At 57.1% G+C, this 16,630-nt stretch carries 17 protein-coding genes; 11 read left to right on the top strand and 6 right to left on the bottom strand.

Features of this window, described 5'->3' with window-relative positions; genetic code table 11:
• Nucleotides 1-204: 204 nt before the first annotated feature.
• Nucleotides 205-1,506 carry a cytosine deaminase gene (locus AK59_RS0104575; RefSeq protein WP_029882157.1) on the top strand — a complete coding sequence of 434 codons (1,302 nt, stop codon included), beginning with the start codon at nt 205-207 and terminating at the stop codon, nt 1,504-1,506.
• Between the two features lie 18 nt (nt 1,507-1,524).
• Here the strand turns inward: AK59_RS0104575 and tsgA are convergent, their stop codons facing one another.
• A complete protein-coding gene (tsgA, locus tag AK59_RS0104570) occupies nt 1,525-2,709 on the bottom strand; it encodes an MFS transporter TsgA (RefSeq protein ID WP_013099062.1) in 1,185 nt (394 codons plus the stop codon).
• A 278-nt stretch (nt 2,710-2,987) separates the two neighbouring features.
• Here tsgA and ppiA point away from each other — a divergent pair, with 278 nt between their 5' ends.
• The 4 genes from ppiA to argD all read left to right on the top strand — a co-directional run bounded on the left by ppiA (nt 2,988) and on the right by argD (nt 6,151).
• Nucleotides 2,988-3,560: a peptidylprolyl isomerase A gene (gene ppiA, locus AK59_RS0104565; RefSeq protein WP_013099061.1), complete on the top strand. Its 573-nt coding sequence runs from the start codon at nt 2,988-2,990 to the stop codon at nt 3,558-3,560.
• 105 nt (nt 3,561-3,665) lie between these two features.
• Nucleotides 3,666-4,250, top strand: a complete 585-nt coding sequence (locus tag AK59_RS0104560) for a putative adenosine monophosphate-protein transferase Fic (RefSeq protein ID WP_029882156.1) — start codon at nt 3,666-3,668, stop codon at nt 4,248-4,250.
• A gap of 30 nt (nt 4,251-4,280) precedes the next feature.
• Nucleotides 4,281-4,844, top strand: coding sequence for an aminodeoxychorismate synthase component 2 (gene pabA, locus AK59_RS0104555; protein ID WP_013099059.1), 564 nt, complete (start codon nt 4,281-4,283; stop codon nt 4,842-4,844).
• A gap of 86 nt (nt 4,845-4,930) precedes the next feature.
• Nucleotides 4,931-6,151, top strand: coding sequence for a bifunctional acetylornithine/succinyldiaminopimelate transaminase (gene argD / locus AK59_RS0104550; RefSeq protein WP_014833535.1), 1,221 nt, complete (start codon nt 4,931-4,933; stop codon nt 6,149-6,151).
• Here argD and AK59_RS0104545 read toward each other — a convergent pair.
• Nucleotides 6,148-8,235, bottom strand: a complete 2,088-nt coding sequence (locus tag AK59_RS0104545; protein ID WP_013099057.1) for a YccS/YhfK family putative transporter — start codon at nt 8,233-8,235, stop codon at nt 6,148-6,150. The two genes, argD and AK59_RS0104545, sit on opposite strands and share 4 nt — an antisense overlap.
• A gap of 57 nt (nt 8,236-8,292) precedes the next feature.
• The gene (gene crp, locus AK59_RS0104540; protein WP_000242758.1) at nt 8,293-8,925 is read right to left on the bottom strand and encodes a cAMP-activated global transcriptional regulator CRP; all 633 of its coding nucleotides are present in this window, start codon (nt 8,923-8,925) and stop codon (nt 8,293-8,295) included.
• Nucleotides 8,926-9,235: 310 nt separating this feature from the next.
• Here crp and AK59_RS0104535 point away from each other — a divergent pair, with 310 nt between their 5' ends.
• The gene (locus tag AK59_RS0104535; RefSeq protein WP_028027906.1) at nt 9,236-9,640 is read left to right on the top strand and encodes an OsmC family protein; all 405 of its coding nucleotides are present in this window, start codon (nt 9,236-9,238) and stop codon (nt 9,638-9,640) included.
• Nucleotides 9,641-9,706: 66 nt separating this feature from the next.
• Here AK59_RS0104535 and AK59_RS0104530 read toward each other — a convergent pair whose 3' ends face one another.
• The 3 genes from AK59_RS0104530 to AK59_RS0104520 are packed head-to-tail and all read right to left on the bottom strand — an operon-like array spanning nt 9,707 to nt 11,844.
• Nucleotides 9,707-10,576, bottom strand: coding sequence for a phosphoribulokinase (locus tag AK59_RS0104530; protein WP_013099054.1), 870 nt, complete (start codon nt 10,574-10,576; stop codon nt 9,707-9,709).
• A gap of 30 nt (nt 10,577-10,606) precedes the next feature.
• Nucleotides 10,607-10,825, bottom strand: a complete 219-nt coding sequence (locus AK59_RS0104525) for a YheU family protein (RefSeq protein WP_013099053.1) — start codon at nt 10,823-10,825, stop codon at nt 10,607-10,609.
• Complete coding sequence (locus AK59_RS0104520) at nt 10,822-11,844, bottom strand: hydrolase (protein ID WP_029882155.1); 1,023 nt, start codon at nt 11,842-11,844, stop codon at nt 10,822-10,824. Before AK59_RS0104520 ends, AK59_RS0104525 begins: the two co-directional genes overlap by 4 nt.
• Nucleotides 11,845-12,072: 228 nt before the next feature.
• On the opposite strand from AK59_RS0104520, the gene mdcA reads away from it, so the two are divergent.
• The 5 genes from mdcA to mdcE are packed head-to-tail and all read left to right on the top strand — an operon-like array spanning nt 12,073 to nt 16,520.
• On the top strand, nt 12,073-13,728 hold the full coding sequence (mdcA, locus tag AK59_RS0104515) for a malonate decarboxylase subunit alpha (protein ID WP_029882154.1): 1,656 nt from the start codon (nt 12,073-12,075) through the stop codon (nt 13,726-13,728).
• The gene (locus AK59_RS0104510) at nt 13,728-14,585 is read left to right on the top strand and encodes a triphosphoribosyl-dephospho-CoA synthase (protein WP_029882153.1); all 858 of its coding nucleotides are present in this window, start codon (nt 13,728-13,730) and stop codon (nt 14,583-14,585) included. The genes mdcA and AK59_RS0104510 overlap by 1 nt, the downstream gene beginning before the upstream one ends.
• Before the next feature lie 9 nt (nt 14,586-14,594).
• On the top strand, nt 14,595-14,894 hold the full coding sequence (mdcC, locus tag AK59_RS0104505) for a malonate decarboxylase acyl carrier protein (RefSeq protein ID WP_029882152.1): 300 nt from the start codon (nt 14,595-14,597) through the stop codon (nt 14,892-14,894).
• The gene (locus tag AK59_RS0104500) at nt 14,887-15,720 is read left to right on the top strand and encodes a biotin-independent malonate decarboxylase subunit beta (protein WP_029882151.1); all 834 of its coding nucleotides are present in this window, start codon (nt 14,887-14,889) and stop codon (nt 15,718-15,720) included. Before mdcC ends, AK59_RS0104500 begins: the two co-directional genes overlap by 8 nt.
• Nucleotides 15,720-16,520: a biotin-independent malonate decarboxylase subunit gamma gene (gene mdcE, locus AK59_RS0104495; RefSeq protein WP_029882150.1), complete on the top strand. Its 801-nt coding sequence runs from the start codon at nt 15,720-15,722 to the stop codon at nt 16,518-16,520. Before AK59_RS0104500 ends, mdcE begins: the two co-directional genes overlap by 1 nt.
• The last annotated feature ends 110 nt before the right edge of the window (nt 16,521-16,630 follow it).

Genomic DNA, 16,630 nt, shown 5'->3' with positions numbered 1-16,630 from the left:
ACGATTCAGCAGGGGCACTTATTGATGCAAATCAAATACGCCTTCGCCTACTCCTTAGGTGGTATATGTATGATTTGTCAGGATTTTTATAAGTTATGGAAATCGCTGGCTTTTCGTTGTCGTCGATTTTATGTACAAAAAGAGTGGCTATTTTTGGAAAAACAGGTACTCCTTAATTTCAGCCGCGTTTTTCAGGGGAAAGGTATGTCTACAACACCGCTTTGGCTTGTGCAGAATGTTCGTTTACCGGATCGCGAAGGGCTGTGGCAGATCGCCATCGAGAACGGTCGGTTTGGTGCTATCACGCCCATGGACGAGACCCACAGCGAAAGCTATGAAGTCTTGAATGCCCGCGGCGGACTTGCCATTCCACCGTTTATTGAGCCGCATATTCACCTGGATACCACGCAGACGGCGGGCGAGCCACACTGGAACCAGTCCGGCACGCTGTTTGAAGGGATTGAACGCTGGGCGGAGCGTAAGGCGCTGCTCAGCCATGAAGATGTCAAAGCGCGCGCATGGAAAACGCTGAAGTGGCAAATTGCCAACGGGATCCAGTTTGTCCGCACCCACGTGGATGTCTCCGACCCGACACTTACCGCCCTGAAGGCGATGCTGGAGGTTAAACAGGAGGTCGCCCCGTGGGTGACGCTGCAAATCGTGGCATTCCCGCAGGAAGGCATTCTCTCTTACCCGAACGGCGCGGCGCTGCTGGAAGAGGCATTAACGCTGGGCGCGGATGTGGTGGGTGCCATCCCGCACTTCGAATTCACCCGGGAATACGGCGTGCAGTCCCTGCATATCGCCTTTGACCTGGCGAAGAAATACGACCGTCCGCTGGATATTCATTGTGATGAAATCGACGATGAGCAGTCCCGCTTTGTGGAGACGGTCGCCACGCTGGCCTATGAAGCTGGCATTGGCGCGCGGGTCACGGCCAGCCACACCACCGCCATGCACTCTTACAACGGCGCGTACACCTCGCGGCTGTTCCGCCTGCTGAAGATGTCGGGTATTAACTTCGTGGCGAATCCGCTGGTGAATATCCACCTGCAGGGGCGCTTTGACGACTATCCGAAGCGTCGGGGCATTACCCGCGTGAAGGAGCTACAGGCGGCGGGCATTAACGTCTGCTTTGGTCATGATGATGTGTTTGATCCATGGTATCCGCTCGGTACCGGCAATATGCTGCAGGTGCTGCATATGGGGCTACATGTTTGTCAGATGATGGGCTACCCGCAAATTGACAGCGGCCTGAACCTGATCACCCATAACAGCGCCCGCACCTTTGGCCTGAGCGATTACGGTATTGAGACGGGTAACCCGGCGAACCTGGTGATTTTGCCTGCAGAGAGTGGGTTTGAGGCGGTACGCTGTCAGGTGCCGGTGCGCTGGTCCATTCGGCAGGGGCGGATTATTGCCACCACGCAGCTTGCGCAGACCTGGATCCAGATGGATAGCGGGGGAGAAGAGATAAGTTTTGCCAGAAACAGCCCCTCTGCGTAGCGCAGAGGGGCGCAGGGATTAGTGCGACGCCGCTGCAGCGTTATGCTGGCGGTGGCGAGTTACAAAGCCCAGGATGAAGCACATGATGAACACCACGGCGTACAGGCCGTTAGCGGTGTGCAGCGCCGCCAGCGGACCGCTGTGGGCGACGATCGGGCCCGTCACCACAAAGGTCAGCATGGTGCCGATGGTGCCGCAGGTCAGGACGAAGTTCACCAGCTTCGGCGAGGCCACTTTGGTCTGCAGGGAGCCCAGGGTGATGATCGACGTATAAATGGCGCTGGAGAAGAAGCCCAGGGTCAGAATGAACCACGGCATGTGGTCCGGGGAACCGTTGATGAACAGATACATCAGCACGGTAGCCAGGCCTGCCAGCACGGTCAGGATGCGCTGCAGATCGAAGAAGCGCAGGATGAAGCTAAACGCCCACATGCCAAACATGTAAGACATCCAGAAATCGCTCACCAGTTTACCCGCGTCGTTCAGGCTCATGCCCAGACCTTTGGCGTATTCCGGCACCCAGGAGATAAAGCCCAGCTGACCCAGGATGTAGCACAGTGCGGCAATGGAGAGGAACAGTACGCCGATACCCCATTTCTCTTTCGCCACAGGCTCTGCCGTGGTCTGTGCTTTTTTACCCAGAACCGGGAATTCGCAGCCGAAGGTCAGAATGAAGATGGCCACGTAAACCAGGCCGATACAGGCGTAGACCCAGTACCACTCAATGCTGCGCGCCAGCAGAACGGCCGCGACCATCGGGAAAATCATCCCGGCCATGCTGAAGAAGGAGTCGGTAAACAGCAGGCGCGCGCCGCGCTGACGGCCTTCATACATATGGGTAATCAGGAAGGTACCAATCGACATGGTGATCCCGCTGACCAGACCGAGCACGAACATGGCGGCGGAGAACAGGGCGATGCTGTGGCTCAGCATCAGACCCGCCACGGCGGCGACCATCAGCACAAAACCAAAACGCAGCTGCGTTTTCAGCGGAACAATTTCCATCAGCCAGGCATTCAGGAAAATGGAGATCAGGATCCCCGCGTTGAGGAAGGTGAAGGTGTTACTCATGCTGGAAACGGGCAGCTGGAAGTAGTCTGCGATATTTCCCATCACCATCCCGGTGACGATCACCAACGCGCCGGTCAGGGCGTAGGAGAAGAAGCTGATCCATGTGAGCTTGATACGATTGCTGTTAGTCATGTCTGGCCTGTTCAGGAAAAGAAAAGCGCCGGATAGGCGCTGAGAGCGGGCAGATTTTAGTCGCGAAAGTGATCCATTCATATCTTTTAAAGAAAATATGATCTTCATTGCAGGTTTTTATGTGATCGTGATCACATAAAATTGCGTCATAACCAATCGTTTGCGCGGTAACAACTGTTTCAATTTCGTAAAATTAGGTAAAAGGCTGGTCTCCGTTCATACTGCTCTTTAGAATCAAGCCATTCGCTTTTTATACTGCGCTTTGTTAAGGAATTCTCATGCTCAAATCAACACTGGCGGCTGTCGCAGCTGTGTTTGCTCTTTCTGCCGTTTCCCCGGCTGCGCTGGCAGCAAAAGGGGACCCTCATGTTCTGCTGACCACCTCCGCAGGGAATATTGAGCTGGAACTGAATAGCCAGAAAGCCCCGGTTTCTGTGAAAAACTTCCTCGACTACGTAAACAGCGGCTTTTACAACAACACCACCTTCCACCGCGTGATCCCAGGCTTTATGGTGCAGGGCGGCGGTTTCAACGAGCAGATGCAGCAGAAACAGCCGAATCCACCGATCAAAAACGAAGCGGACAACGGCCTGCTGAACACCCGTGGCACCATCGCCATGGCGCGTACGGCGGATAAAGACAGCGCTACTAGCCAGTTCTTTATCAACGTGGCGGATAACGCCTTCCTCGACCACGGCCAGCGTGACTTCGGCTATGCGGTGTTTGGTAAAGTGGTAAAAGGAATGGACGTGGCGGACAAGATTTCTCAGGTACAGACCCACGACGTTGGGCCATACCAGAATGTACCATCCAAACCGGTCGTGATCCTCTCTGCAAAAGTACTGCCGTAATCCTTTTTGACACGGGCGCGTCTCGCCCGTGTTGTTAGCCCTCCCTGCGAAAGCGCGTTTTGCTGCTTATACTTTGGCAAACGGACATATTCAGGGAGGCGTTAAGTGAAAAAACTCACCGATAAGCAAAAATCCCGTCTCTGGGAGCAGCAGCGTAACGTCAATTTTCAGGCCAGTTGTCTCCTTGAAAAGGGTCATGGTCCTTCAGAGCCCCAGATTGAGACGCTGGAACTTGGGCCTTCAGCGCCTGGGTTGCCCCATCTGTGCCTTATTCACCGCCATCTGTATCGTAGAGAGATGAAACGGGCAGGTGAATACCGTACGGACGATATTTTCAAAGGGGAGATTCCTTTTTGCCATTTCGAATATATTGAGAAGATGGGCAATGAGTTGATGTCGGCACTGGAAAGCGACCGGTACCTGGTGGGTCTTCAGAAAGAGGAGTTTATCGAGCGGATAAGCCATTACTATTGTGAAATCAATATGCTGCATCCTTTTGCCAGCGGTAATGGCATTGCTCAGCGTGTTTTCTTTGAACAGCTGGCGATCCATGCGGGTTACCTGCTGGACTGGCGCGATATCGATCCTGAGCAGTGGGTCGCGGCTAACCAGAGCGGCGCAACGGGAGATTTGTCCGCCCTGAACGCTATCTTTGCCAAAGTAGTGAGCGAAGCGCGGGAATCTGAGTAGAATAGGGCGGCATTTTTTTCGGGAGCCGCCATGATTCTGCTGATTGATAACTACGATTCCTTCACCTGGAACCTTTACCAGTATTTTTGTGAACTGGGTGCAGAGGTGGTTGTCCGCCGTAACGACGACATCAGCCTGACCGAGATTGACGCGCTGGCCCCAAAGAAAATCGTTATCTCGCCGGGGCCGTGTACCCCATCGGAATCGGGAATCTCTCTGGATGTGATCCGCCACTACGCCGGCAGGCTGCCGATACTTGGCGTCTGCCTTGGCCATCAGGCCATCGGGCAGGTGTTTGGCGCCACCATCGTCCGTGCTGCCAGGGTGATGCACGGTAAAACCTCACCGGTTACCCACACCGGCACGGGCGTGTTTAGCGGGTTAAATAACCCGTTAACCGTCACGCGCTACCATTCTCTGGTGATTGATCCGCCGACGCTGCCCGACTGCTTTGAGGTGACCGCCTGGAGCGAGACGCAGGAGATCATGGGCATTCGCCATCGTGAATGGGATCTCGAAGGGGTGCAGTTCCACCCGGAGAGTATTCTCAGCGAACAGGGGCACCAGCTGCTGGCTAATTTCCTCAATCGCTGAATATCTGTTGCCTTGCTGTGATTTTTTATGCATATTTTGTGATTATATTTTCACAATCAATGTGACATAAAATGGATGGTCATGACATGGCAACTGAACAATCTGCAATTACCCGCGCGACATTCGATGAAGTCATTCTGCCGATTTATGCACCGGCCGAGTTTATCCCGGTAAAGGGAAAAGGCAGCCGCGTCTGGGATCAGCAGGGGAAAGAGTACGTGGATTTCGCCGGGGGGATTGCGGTGACGGCGCTGGGGCATTGCCATCCTGCACTGGTCGAGGCACTGAAAACCCAGGGCGAAACCCTGTGGCACACCAGCAACGTCTTTACCAACGAACCGGCATTGCGCCTGGGGCGCAAGATCATTGACGCGACTTTCGCCGAGCGCGTGCTGTTTATGAACTCCGGGACCGAAGCCAACGAAACCGCCTTCAAGCTGGCGCGCTACTACGCTTCCACACGCCACAGCCCATACAAAACCAAAATCATCGCTTTCCATAACGCTTTCCACGGTCGTTCGCTGTTTACCGTTTCCGTTGGCGGCCAGCCGAAGTATTCCGACGGTTTCGGTCCGAAACCCGCCGATATCATTCATGTGCCGTTTAACGATCTGCATGCGGTGAAAGCGGTGATGGATGACCATACCTGCGCGGTCGTGGTTGAGCCGATTCAGGGTGAAGGTGGCGTGACGGCGGCAACGCCGGAATTCCTCAAAGGGCTGCGCGCGCTGTGCGATCAGCATCAGGCGCTGCTGGTGTTTGATGAAGTCCAGAGCGGGATGGGGCGTACAGGCTCCCTGTTCGCCTATATGCACTACGGCGTGACGCCGGATATTCTGACCAGCGCCAAAGCGCTCGGCGGCGGCTTCCCGGTCAGCGCGGTGCTCACCACCCAGGAGATCGCCTCCGCGTTCCACGTTGGCTCTCACGGCTCCACCTACGGCGGAAACCCGCTGGCCTGCGCCATCGCCGGTGCGGCGTTTGATATCATCAATACGCCGGAGGTATTAAGCGGCGTTCAGGCGAAGCGCGAGCTGTTCGTGAAACATCTGCAGCAGATCGACGAAACGTACGACGTCTTCAGCGAGATCCGTGGCATGGGACTGCTGATTGGCGCAGAGCTGAAGCCGCAGTACAAAGGCCGCGCGCGCGATTTCCTGCACGCCGCTGCTCACGAAGGGGTGATGGTGCTCAACGCCGGCCCGGACGTGATGCGCTTTGCGCCGTCGCTGGTGGTCGAAGAGAACGATATTGAAGATGGATTAACCCGCTTTGCTGCGGCGGTCGCGAAGATCGTTAAAGGCTAATACTCGGTTCGTTTTAACCGCCGCGTTAACCAGATGCCGTGATGCGGACGCTGACGCCATGCCACCGACGAAATGGTGTGCATGGTGTTCAGATGCCCCAGAATGCGTTGCAGATGCTGCTCCAGCGTGCTCATTGGCCCGTGGGTGAGCGTTTCCGGCGCTTCCAGAATGTTCGAATCCCCCGATTCACCCGGCGCGTCATACTCCAGACGCTGCTGACACCGCTGCAGGGCAATCTCACACGACTGCAAATAGCGCTGCGCCAGGTCTGGCGTTAGCATGGTATGTTCACGCGCCAGCGTGGTCATCGCGTTGATATGTTCGACGATGAACTGACTGTGCGTTACCCAGAGCTTCATATCCGCCAGATAGTGCGAGTTAAAGCCGGGCTCCTGCATCGCCTGATTCAGCGAGTTGAACAGGGCGTTATGCGCCTGGTTGACCTTCATCCGCTGATACGCCAGCGGGGAGGGCTGCGGATCGTCGCTCAGGATCAGGCGGATAGCCTGCTGGTCGGCCTCCAGCGCGTCGTGGGCGTTCTGCCTGAGCAGGCCGCTTTGCCATTGTGGCCACAGCCAGACCATACCACCAAAGGCAATCAGACAGCCAATCAGGGTATCGATAAGCCTGGCGACAATAAACTGTTCGCCATTGAGCGTAAGCAATTGCAGGGTGTATACCGCCGTGACCGTAAAGCCCACCATCGCCCAGCCGTAGTTTTTGCGGATGATCAGGTAGCTCACCAGGGTAATCAATAGCATGCCTGCCAGTGTATAGCCTTCCGGCACGTGGAAGTGCAGCGTTACGCCGGCGATAATCAACCCCGCCATGGTTCCGCCCGCCCGGTGCAGAATACGCACTCGCGTGGCGCCGTAGCCGTTCTGGGTAACAAACAGTACCGTCATTAATATCCAGTAGGGTTTGGGCAGATGCAGCGCCATGCCCATCAGGCTGGCGATGCTCAGCATCACGCTAATCCGGGCGGCGTTGCGCAGGGCGGAAGATTTAAACGAGAGATAGCTTTTAAGCGCAGGCAGCAGCGGCAGGCGCTTTTGCTTATCCGCCATCAGATCGCGGGGATAGAGCGGGCGCTGGGTACGCAGGACGCGGGCAATACGGCTGAAGTGCCAGGCGGCAAACTGGCCTACCGGGTTATCCTCGTGCTGGCGGGCGATTTTCTCCAGTGCGCCGAGCTGCTTGTCCATGTTAAAGCGGGTGGGGTAACGGTGATAAAGAATGTCGTCGGCCAGTACCCGCAGGCGTGCGGACACGGTCTGCGCGTTCCAGCGGATCACCGCTTCGGCATGGCTGCGCTCCACCAGCTTTTGCACCTCCTTCGGGTGGTGCAGGCTCACGGAGATATGCTCCTGCAGATCCAGCCCCACCTGGAAGGTGCGCAGCAGCCGTTTATATTCGTGGTTCTTGTTGGCGGCCAGCATATGCAGTTGCTGGTAGCACTGGCTTATCAGATCCACCACCTTCTGCTGGCGCGTCAGCAGCGGCGGCAGCGATTTTTCCGGGTCGGTATGCTGGGTCAGCAGTGTGTATTTGGCTTCGCAGTACTCCGCAAGCTGGACATAGAGCAGGCTCAGGGATTCACGCAGCGGCTGTTCCCGCCACAGCCAGAACCAGAACCAGTTAAACAGGCCATACCATAGCGTACCAAGGGCGTAGATCAGCAGCGGCTCCCACACTGGCATGTTACCTGCGAGACTCAGGGTAAAGATGGCCGCGATGAGTGAGGCGGGCAGTAAACGCGCGTGCAGCGAACTGATTTCGGCGGTCACCCCCAGCGTCATCGCCAGCACGCTCAGGATCAGCGGCAGCGGAATATCGCGGGCCAGCAAAAGCTGCACGGCCAGGCTACACCCGGCAAACAGCGAACCGCCGATAATCAGACGTTTGAAAAAACGCTTATGCGGGGTGTCGAGACCGGCAATGTTGCAGCAGGCGGGAACCAGTGAAAACAGCAGCCCCTGCTGAAGATGCCCAAGGATCAGGCCCACGGCCACAGGAAGGCACAACACCAGCGTTTGTCGCAGTGCGTAGTTAACTTCCGGGTGATAAATCAGCCTGCGCCACATGGGGAGTAGAGACAAAAACGGCGTGACACCTTGCGATGGCACGCCGTTTTATCGGGATTAACGGGTTCCGTAAACCACGATGGTTTTACCGTGGGCGGAGATCAGGTTCTGATCTTCCAGCATTTTCAGGATACGGCCCACTGTTTCACGGGAGCAACCGACGATCTGGCCAATTTCCTGGCGGGTAATTTTAATTTGCATGCCGTCAGGGTGGGTCATAGCGTCTGGCTGTTTCGCCAGGTTCAGCAGGGTCTGCGCGATACGGCCGGTCACGTCCAGGAAGGCGAGGTTACCCACTTTCTCTGATGTCACCTGCAGACGGCGAGCCATCTGCGAAGAAAGACGCATCAGGATGTCAGGGTTAACCTGAATCAACTGACGGAATTTCTTGTAGGAAATTTCAGCCACTTCACATGCTGTCTTTGCACGAACCCAGGCGCTACGTTCCTGGCCTTCTTCAAACAGGCCCAGTTCACCGATAAAATCGCCCTGGTTCAGATAAGAAAGGATCATCTCTTTCCCTTCTTCATCTTTGATCAGCACTGCCACCGAGCCTTTGACGATGTAATACAACGTTTCCGCTTTTTCACCCTGGTGAATCAGCGTGCTCTTCGATGGGTACTTATGAATGTGGCAATGAGACAAGAACCATTCGAGAGTCGGGTCTGTTTGCGGTTTGCCAAGCACCATGCGCTGTTATCCTCTGTTATAAGCTGTCACCAGAGTCATAAGATGCATCCGGACTCTGGGGTTGCAATCGAATTCTTACCCATACCTGGGAAGTCGGCTGTCGTAACGTTTCGCAGCCAGTAAAGTTTGATGTCCTCTGCATACATGTGTAACGTCAATGTATTACTGTAGCATCCAGAGTGTTTTAGCATAGCTTTCGCCGCGTGTCTCCTGGTGTCTCGCTTCAGCATGACGCAGGTCGCCTTCCATTGCGAGAAATGTAACGCACGCGTAATCTGTCACCAAAAATGCAACGTTGGAGCTAATGAATATGCAAGCGCGCGTGAAATGGGTAGAAGGTTTAACGTTCCTGGGCGAGTCCTCGTCGGGACACCAGATTTTGATGGACGGTAACTCCGGCGATAAAGCACCCAGCCCAATGGAGATGGTGCTGATGGCGGCAGGGGGATGCAGCGCGATTGACGTGGTGTCGATTCTGCAAAAGGGCCGTCATGATGTGACCGACTGTGAGGTCAAGCTCACGTCAGAACGTCGCGAAGAGGCGCCACGCCTGTTCACGCACATTAACCTGCATTTTGTTGTCACCGGGAAAGCGCTGAAAGATGCTGCCGTCTCACGCGCGGTGGATCTGTCTGCGGAGAAATACTGCTCTGTGGCGTTAATGCTGGAGAAAGCGGTAAAAATTACCCATTCGTATGAAGTGATCGAGGCGTAATTAATGGGGCATCGTGCATGTTGATGCCCTCACCCTAACCCTCTCCCAAAGGGAGAGGGAATATGATTATGCGATCTGTTTCCCTTCCATCAAGCGCTGCACCAGCGGCGTCATGATCAGCTCCATCGCCAGCCCCATTTTTCCGCCGGGCACCACTAACGTATTCATGTGAGAAATAAACGAGCCCTGCAGCATCGCCAGCAGCCAGGGGTAATCGATGCCGTCGAGATTGCGGAAATGGATCACCACAAAGCTCTCATCCAGCGACGGGATACTTTTGGCCGCGAACGGGTTGGAGGTGTCCACCGTCGGCACACGCTGGAAGTTGATGTGGGTGCGGGAAAACTGTGGTGTCAGGTAATTGATGTAATCTTCCATTGAGCGAACGACCGAATCCATCACCGCCTCGCGTGAATGGCCGCGCTCGCTGATGTCTCGCGTCAGCTTCTGGATCCACTCCAGGTTAACGATTGGCACCACGCCGACCAGCAGATCCACATGTCGCGCCACGTCGTGATGCGGCGTCACCACGCCGCCGTGCAATCCTTCGTAAAACAGCACGTCGGTAGGTTCCGGCAGCGGCTGCCAGGGGGTAAAGGTGCCCGGGACCTGATTCCAGGGAACGGCTTCGTCGTAGGTATGCAAATATTTGCGGGACTGCCCTTTGCCGCTTAGGCCGTACTCCTGAAACGTTTGCTCCAGCAGGCCGAAGTCATTGGCCTCCGGGCCGAAGTAGCTGATGTGTTTGCCCAAATCACGCGCTTTGCGGATGGCCATGTCCATCTCCGGGCGCGTATAGCGGTGAAAGCTGTCGCCTTCGACCTCCGCCGCGCGGAGATTCAACTGGGCGAAAATCTTGCGAAACGCGAGGCTGGTGGTGGTGGTTCCCGCACCACTCGACCCCGTAACGGCAATAACCGGATGTCTGGCAGACATAGCAACTCCCTGACTGGAAAGGTTGAAAGATCAGCCGTGAAACGCGTTGCGGGGCATGATATTGACCGTCTCATGCAGTTCAGACCACACCAGCACCACGTCGCCGCTTTTAAGCTGGCGTTTAACATCGTTGACCTTTTGCTCAAGCGAGCGTTCATGTTCACCATAATCGGTGCCTTCACGCAAGACAAAGCTTTCAATCAGATTATCGAGCGTTTCGGGCGCCAGATCCTGCCAGGGGATAATCATGTTACACCGTCCAGGTAAGGGGTTAACCAGTCAGGAATGCGCGTCTCCAGCCACATTTTCGGGCGACGCAGCGTTCCGCCGACAAACCCCACGTGGCCGCCGTGCTCGGTCAGCTGGTAGTGAACGTTGTCGGGCAGAAATTCCTGTGCAGGGATGGAGTGATGATCCATAAACGGGTCATCTTTCGCGTGAATGATCAGCGTCGGCTGAGTGATCTTGCTGAGCAGCGGCATGGCGCTGCACTGACGATAGTAGTCAATGGCATCGGCGAACCCATGAATTTTGGCGGTGATCAGGTCGTCGAACTCACGAATGCGGCGGACCTTTTTCAACTGTCGCAGGCTTACTGGCAGGGTATCCGGATAGGCCTTCAGCTTGCGCGCCGCATTGGCTTTTAGCAGGTTGAGCAGATAGCGCTGATAGACCCGGGAAAAGCCTTTCTCCATGTGGTAGCTGCACTGTTCCAGCATGAAGGGGGCAGAGACAATCACCGCGGCATTCAGCGGTACCGCGTCTCCCTCTTTAGCCAGCAGACAGGCCAGCATATTTCCGCCGAGCGAATAGCCCACCGCCGCCGTCGGCACGGTGCCGAAATTATCCCGCAGCCAGTGCAAAAACCAGGTGCCATCTTCGGTTTCGCCGGAGTGATAGATGCGTTTCTGACGATTCGGCTCGCCGCTGCATCCCCGAAAATGCATCACCACGCCCAGCCAGCCGCGCGCTTTTGCCGCCTGGATTAACCCATGGGCATACGGGCTGTGCAGGCTGCCTTCCAGACCATGAAACACCACCAGGCGGGGTTTATGGCGCGCCTGTTCGGGATCTTCGCTCCAGGCGAGATCCAGAAAATCACCGTCCGGCAAATCCAGCCGCTGCCAGTGCGGAGTGAACTGCACCTTGCGCCGGATCAGGCGCGGCAGCATGGTCTGCAGGTGGCGGTTGGCCACGCCGCGCATGGGCACGAAATCAGTGCTGTCTTCGGCGGTGAGGTCGAAGTCTGAGGGAATGATTTGGGTCATAAGGGCGATGCTGATTCTTGTCAGAAATTTACTATACCTTCCGAATTGTACCCCGTTTAGCCTGGTTTTCCGAAGCATGAACTGATCCCGATCACAAATATTTACCTTGATTATTACTCTCAGGCTAATGATTTCACTCTACGCTTAATTGATGCCTTTTCCGCCAGGGTGCAGACTTTACTCAGCGTTAAGCAAATCAAAATGATGTGCTGAATCAGGAGGTTAATAATGTTATCTGGGCAAATACCCACCCGGCAATGGAACACCCGACGCAGCGAAAAAGCGCGTCGTCTGGCCTCCGTACCGGTGCAGGGCAAGGTTCTGCCAACCGGCGACCTTGTCGCCATGCTGGAAAAGCTGATCGCACCAGGCGATAAGGTCGTTCTGGAAGGCAACAACCAGAAGCAGGCGGATTTTCTTTCCCGCTCGCTGGCCGAAGTAAACCCGCAAGTTGTGCATGACCTGCACATGATCATGCCAAGCGTTGGCCGCAGTGAACATCTGGATATCTTTGAGAAGGGCATTGCCCGTAAGCTGGACTTCTCCTTCTCCGGCACACAGAGTCTGCGCATCTCCCAGCTGCTGGAGGATGGTCAACTCGAAATCGGTGCTATTCATACCTATATCGAACTGTATTCACGTCTCTACGTCGACCTTTCACCAAACGTGGCGCTGATCGCCGGGTTTAAAGCAGACCGCAAAGGCAATCTCTACACCGGGGCAAGTACCGAAGATACCCCGGCGCTGGTGGAGGCCGCCGCGTTCCACGATGGCATCGTCATCGCACAGGTTAACGAGCTGGTGGACGACGAATGCGACCTGCCGCGCGTTGATATCCCAGGCTCCTGGATTGACTACGTGGTGGTGGCCGACAAGCCATTCTTTATCGAACCGCTGTTTACCCGCGACCCGCGCCTGATCAAACAGGAACATATCCTGATGGCGATGATGGCCATCAAAGGCATCTACGCTGAACATCAGGTGCAGTCTCTGAACCACGGGATCGGTTTTAACACCGCGGCAATTGAGCTGCTGCTGCCCACCTACGGTGAACAGCTCGGCCTGAAGGGCAAAATCTGTAAACACTGGACGCTGAACCCGCATCCGACGCTGATCCCGGCGATTGAAAGCGGCTGGGTGGAGAGCGTGCACTGCTTCGGCGGCGAACTGGGGATGGAAGAGTACATCCGCGCCCGTCCGGACGTGTTCTTCACCGGTGCTGACGGCTCCATGCGCTCCAACCGCGCCTTCTGCCAGCTGGCGGGCCAGTACGCGGTGGATATGTTTATCGGCTCAACCCTGCAGGTGGATGGTTACGCCAACTCCTCAACGGTGACCCGCGGTCGTCTCTCCGGCTTCGGCGGCGCGCCGAACATGGGCCATGATCCACACGGCCGTCGCCACGCCACTCCGGCCTGGCTGAACATGATCACCGAACCCGACCCGATGCAACGCGGTAAAAAACTGGTCGTGCAGATGGTGGAAACCTTCCAGGCGGGCGTGAAGCCCACCTTCGTGGAAAAACTGGACGCCGTTGACGTGGCGAAAGCCTCCGGCATGCCGCTGGCACCGGTGATGATTTACGGCGATGACGTCACCCACGTGCTGACGGAAGAGGGGATTGCCTACCTCTACCGGGCAAAAGATCTGGAAGAGCGTCGCGCCATGGTCGCGGCCGTGGCCGGTATCACCGATATCGGTCTGGGCGTGGATGCCAGACGCGTGGCGGAACTGCGCCAGAGCGGCAAGGTCGTGTACCCGGAAGACATGGGGATTCGCCGTACTGATGCCACCCGCTCTCTGCTGGCGGCGGGCAGCGTGGCTGACCTCGTTGAGTGGTCCGGCGATCTCTACAACCCACCTGCGAAATTCCGGAGCTGGTAATGACACTACTGCCCCAGATTCAGGTTGAAGGCGGTGCCGAATGGCTGGCGCGAACCGCCACGCAGTGTCTGATTGACGAAGCACGCTTAAGCCCGAAACCCGGTCTGGTGGACAGTCGGGGGAACGGCGCGCACCACGATTTATCGCTTGCGCTGATGGAGTGCTCTGCGCACAGCCTGACCTCCACGTTTCAGGCGCTGGCGCAGCAGAGCTGGCAGCGTCCGGCGGATATTGCCCTACGGCAAACCGTTGGCCGCCTTGGCCGTGAAGGCGAACGGCAGATGATGATCGCCACCGACGGCGTGAATACGCACCGTGGCGCAATCTGGGCGCTGGGGCTGCTGGTGAGCGCGGTGGCGATGCTGGGTGGCGACGCCCGCGCGCAAACCGTCGCTAACACCGCCGCACAGCTGGCGCAACTCCCGGACGACGCGGCACCGAAGGTGTTCAGTAAGGGGTTACGCGCCACGCACCGCTACCGCGTACCTGGCGCGCGGGAAGAGGCTCAGCAGGCGTTTCCGCACATCATGCAGCGCGCGCTGCCGCAGCTTCGCCTGAGCCGCCTCAACGGCAGCAGCGAAACAAACGCCAGACTCGACGCGCTGATGGCAATCATGACTTCGCTCACCGATACCTGCGTGCTGTCGCGCGCTGGAATGGAGGGGCTGGACGCCATGCAGAACGGCGCCCGGGCGGTACTGAACGCCGGAGGATGCGCAACGCTCGCGGGGCAGCAGGCGCTGGCGCGGTTAGATCGCCAGATGCTGACACTCAATGCCTCACCGGGCGGTGCCGCCGACCTGCTTGCCGCCACGCTGTTTCTTGACCGTGTCGAAACGCCCTATTCAAAGCATTAAGAGGATGTTATGGAAAAAATCACATTGACCATGCCAGCCAGCCGCACGTTAAGCGGCCGGGCGCTGGCAGGGGTAGTTGGATCCGGGGATATGGAGGTGCTGTTCACCGCCGAACCGGGCCAGACCTTAACCATTGATATCACCACCTCCGTCGACAACAGCCGTGGACGCTGGGAGGCATTATTCAGCCGCCTGGAGACCGTCAGCAGTCTGCCCGCAGGCAAACTGACCATCCACGACTTTGGCGCGACGCCGGGCGTGGCGCGCATTCGTATCGAACAGGTTTTTGAAGGGGTGAGCCATGCGTGATGACAGCAGCTTTATCGAATTAAAAGCGCGCCAGCGTGCGCAGGCGTTGCTCGACGAGGGCAGCTACCGCGAGCTGCTGGATCCGTTTGCAGGCATTATCTCTCCGTGGTTGGGGCCACAGGGCATTGTGCCGCAGGCCGATGACGGCATGGTGGTCGCGAAAGGGACTATCAACGGCCAGCCTGCGGTCGTCGTGGCGATTGAAGGCGCGTTCCAGGGCGGCAGCATGGGCGAGGTCTCCGGCGCAAAAATGGCAGCAGCGCTGGAGCTGGCGGCGGAAGATAACCGCAACGGCATTCCGACTCAGGCGGTGCTGTGCCTCGAAACCGGCGGCGTACGCCTGCAGGAAGCTAACCTCGGCCTGGCGGCGATTGCCGATATCCACGCGGCGATTGTTGACCTGCGTCGCTACACGCCCGTTATCGGGATTGTGGCCGGGACCGTGGGCTGCTTCGGCGGCATGTCCATCGCCGCGGCGCTTTGCAGCTACCTGATTGTGACCCGCGAAGCGCGTCTGGGGTTAAACGGCCCGCAGGTTATTGAGCAGGAAGCGGGCATTGAAGAGTACGACTCCCGCGACCGTCCGTTTATCTGGAGCATGACCGGCGGCGAGGTGCGCTATCAGAGCGGGCTGGTGGACGCGCTGGTCGGCGACGGGGTGAATGCGGTGAAAGCCGCGATGAACGAGGCCATCGTCAAAGGCGTACCGGCAAAACATCGTACCGATAACTACGACGATTACCTGAACCGCCTGATGAATTTCGACACCCGCAAGCAGGCCGATGCCGAACAGATTAACGCGCTTTTTGCCCGGGAGGTGAAATGATGAGTAACGCAATGAGCCGTGGCGAACGCTGGCTGGAAACCCTCGTCCCGAACGCCAAACGTATTGAGGGGCTGTGCCCGTCCGTGCAGGCGGCAGACGGCGAGCTGAACGGTGAAACGGTGCGTTTTATCGCCGTAGTGCCGGATGCCAACAACCACTTCCCGCGCGCGGCGAAAGGGGAAGTCGGCCTGCTTGAAGGCTGGACGCTGGCGAAAGTGGTCAGCGAAACCGTCGCGGCAGATGCTGATAAAGCCGTTAAACGCCCGATTGTGGCGGTGATCGACGTCCCAAGCCAGGCTTATGGCCGTCGCGAAGAGGCGTTTGGTATCCACCAGGCGCTGGCAGGCGCTGCGGCCGCCTACGCCAACGCGCGCCTGGCGGGTCATGCGGTGATTGGCCTGATTGTGGGTAAAGCCATGTCCGGCGCGTTTCTGGCGCATGGTTACCAGGCCAACCGACTGATTGCTTTTAACGATAAAGGCGTGCTCATCCATGCCATGGGGAAAGCGTCTGCCGCGCGGATCACCCTGCGCAGCGTGGAGGCGCTGGAAAAACTGGCCGCCACTATTCCACCTATGGCGTATGACATCAGCAACTACGCCACGCTGGGGCTGCTCTCGAGCCTGCTGGATATCAGCAACCCGGATGCCCCATCCGATAGCGACCTGACGCTGGTGAAAACCACCCTGCAACAGGCCATCAGTGACGCTCGTCAGGATCCGACGCTGAAAAGCCGTCTGGGTGCTGACAATCGCCGCAGCTCGGCGCTCGTACGCGAACGTATGCGCGCCAGCTGGTAAGTAAAAAGAGACCTGCCAGATGCACAACCTCACGGGCGTATCCGTTACGCCCGTGCGGGAAACTGCATCCTGAAAATAATAATCATCGCGCCAGTGCTACTTCTTTTTAA

Source organism: Enterobacter sp. T1-1 (genome assembly GCF_000710795.1).
Taxonomy (GTDB): domain Bacteria; phylum Pseudomonadota; class Gammaproteobacteria; order Enterobacterales; family Enterobacteriaceae; genus Enterobacter; species Enterobacter cloacae.
The sequence above is the reverse complement of the archived record's forward strand: the minus strand, read 5'-3'. Positions and strand labels throughout refer to the sequence as shown.